The 2,383-nt window shown below is 62.2% G+C and carries 2 protein-coding genes and 2 pseudogenes; all 4 read right to left on the reverse strand.

Annotated features, from left to right (window positions below; all coding sequences use genetic code 11):
• Window positions 1–681, reverse strand: a pseudogene (locus tag EN884_RS33170) (sensor histidine kinase); the annotation flags it as partial.
• Window positions 678–1,352, reverse strand: coding sequence for a response regulator transcription factor (locus tag EN884_RS33175; RefSeq protein WP_013533623.1), 675 nt, complete (start codon window positions 1,350–1,352; stop codon window positions 678–680). The gene EN884_RS33175 and the pseudogene EN884_RS33170, both read right to left, overlap by 4 nt.
• A 40-nt stretch (window positions 1,353–1,392) precedes the next feature.
• Window positions 1,393–1,785 (reverse strand): hypothetical protein, encoded by a 393-nt coding sequence (locus tag EN884_RS33180; RefSeq protein ID WP_013533622.1) that lies wholly within the window; start codon window positions 1,783–1,785, stop codon window positions 1,393–1,395.
• Between the two features lie 315 nt (window positions 1,786–2,100).
• A pseudogene (locus EN884_RS33185) lies at window positions 2,101–2,383 on the reverse strand (porin family protein); the annotation flags it as partial.

Genomic DNA, 2,383 nt, shown 5'->3' on the forward strand with positions numbered 1-2,383 from the left:
CTGCTGGACGGTGTCGACGAGGCCGGCAAACGACCGGCGCACGACGGCTGGCGTCGTCACCAGGGTCGTGGCTCCCATGACGAGGACGATCGGCAGCAGCAGGATGACGATGATGGCCGCGAGAGCGGGAAGCGCCTTCTCCCAGTTCCTGCTGCCGTCCGGGTTCTTGGCGACGTCGATGGTGGCCGAAATGGTGACTTCGAGGCCGTCGGTCTCTTCCCGCGACGATCGCGTCGCGGCAATGATCTGAACCGTGCCAGCCTTGGTCGAAACTTTTTCGAGGTAGGCCTCCGGCCTCAAATCATCTTCGGAAAATCCGATGGTGGCGTGATCGGCCTGGCCCAGCAGATCGCCAAAATTCCTGGTGTAGACGTCGGGTATGCTGCCGAAGCGGATGCTCTGGCCGTTGTTGTCGCGGATGATGTACCAGACATTGGGGAACCCCTTACGAAACGAACGCAATCCATCGGTCTCATGGACGATCAATCTGCCGTTGCCGTCACGATCGACGGCATCCTTGAGGGTGGCGACGGCAGCCTCGTTGTCGACAAGAAGCCGTGGATCGGCGATCCACAGCGCGGCCGCGCACAGCACGATGAAGACAAGAAGCGTCGCCGCCTGCAACAGGATCATCCGCCGCACCAGCACCCATTGCAGCGATCGCGTGCGCGACTTCTTCACGAGGCGGCCCGCAAGAGATAACCGAGGTTGCGGATCGCCCTGATCTCGATGCCGGCAGCGACGTCGTCGAGCTTGCGACGCAGCCGCGAAATGTGCGCATCCAATGCATTGGAGCCGATCTCGTCGTCGAGAGCATAGACGGCTTCTTCCAGCGCCCCGCGCATGATCGTCCGCCCCGGCCTGCGGATGAGCGTTTCGAGCACCAGCCGCTCGCGCCGCGGCAGTTCCAGCGCCTGGTCCTCGACAAGCGCCTCGCGATGGCGGAAATCATAGGTGAGGCGGCCGACCATCACCTGATTGGCACGCGTGGTGAACGAACGCCGGTGCAAGGCATTGAGCCTGGCGACCAGTTCCACCGTGGCGAACGGCTTGACCATGTAGTCGTCGGCGCCGGCGTCGAGCCCCGCCACGCGATCGTCGAGCCCGCTGAGCGCCGTCAACGCGATCACCGGCACGTCCAGATGCAAGGCCCGCAGGCGCGGGATCAGGCTGAGGCCATCGCCATCCGGCAGCCGGCGGTCCAGCACCACCGCGTCATGGTGGCCGAGCCGCGCCACGGCTTCGGCATCCGCCAGTGTCGCGGCATGGTCGACGATGATGTCCTGGCGCTCGAGCGCGGTCTTCAGCACCGAGGCCATTTCCGGCTCGTCCTCGATCAGCAGGATGCGCATGCGCACTCTCCGTCACAGGCAGCCGGCACGCTGTGGCAATTCATTCGCATTCCAGCTTCGGTTGACGAAAATTGGTGATGAACCATCTGCCGCCCGAGGCGCGGGCATAGAACGTATAGAAGCATTCCTGGCGCTCGATATAGCCAGGCGTTTCGGTTTCTTCGTAGACGGTTCCGTGTTTTGTGTGGCGAACTTCGCCGCTGGAGCTTCCGGAAACCGCATTGGTGGATATTTTCCGCCACTGATAGGCCCGCTCGCCCCGGCCGAGATCAACGACGGCGGTCGGCGGCCCGTAGTCCAGAATGACCGATTCGACCGGTTGCCCGATGTAGTTCTTCATGATGTCGGAGGCGCATCCCGTCAGCACCAGCACGATCGCGATGAAGAACGCCTTGGAGATCCACACCAGATGGTTTGCGCTGCGTTTGGACATATCCGATTCCCGTCATCAAGGTCATCCGCGGCACCGAATGCATGTCGCCCAAAAGCGGTCCCGGTTTTGGGACAACGACATGCACAAAACAAAACCTGAAGCGGGCCGCATGATCCGTTTCGATGCGACGCGCTTTAGGACGTGAAGATTGCATCGGCATTACGCAGGACCTGGCACCCAAATGCGGTCTGCCGACATGCGTCGATGACGGTGCGGATGGAGGCAAAGCAATCGCGCGGCCCCGTTGCATCCGGGCGCCGCGCAAGGTCGTTCAAGCAGAATACAGAACAGGTTCAACGGAACCCATGGCCTGCCCTAGAACCGGTAGTTGATGCCGGCCTTCAGTTCATGGCTGCCGATCGTCGCCTTGGATTTGCCCAGGGCGGACGTCGTTTCGACGCCTGGGGTGCGCACATAGTCATATTCGACCTTGGCCGAGAGGCCGCCGGCAAAACCCTGCTCGATGCCGCCGCCGACCAGATAGCCGAGTTTCCATCCGTCGATATCGTTCACCTTGTCGCCCTTGTCGAATTTGGTCATGGCGACGCCGCCGGTTCCAAACAGCAGCGTCTGGTCGAAGCTCAAGCCGGCCTTGGCC

This window comes from Mesorhizobium sp. M7A.F.Ca.AU.001.01.1.1, assembly GCF_004022735.1.
Taxonomy (GTDB): Bacteria; Pseudomonadota; Alphaproteobacteria; order Rhizobiales; family Rhizobiaceae; genus Mesorhizobium; species Mesorhizobium ciceri.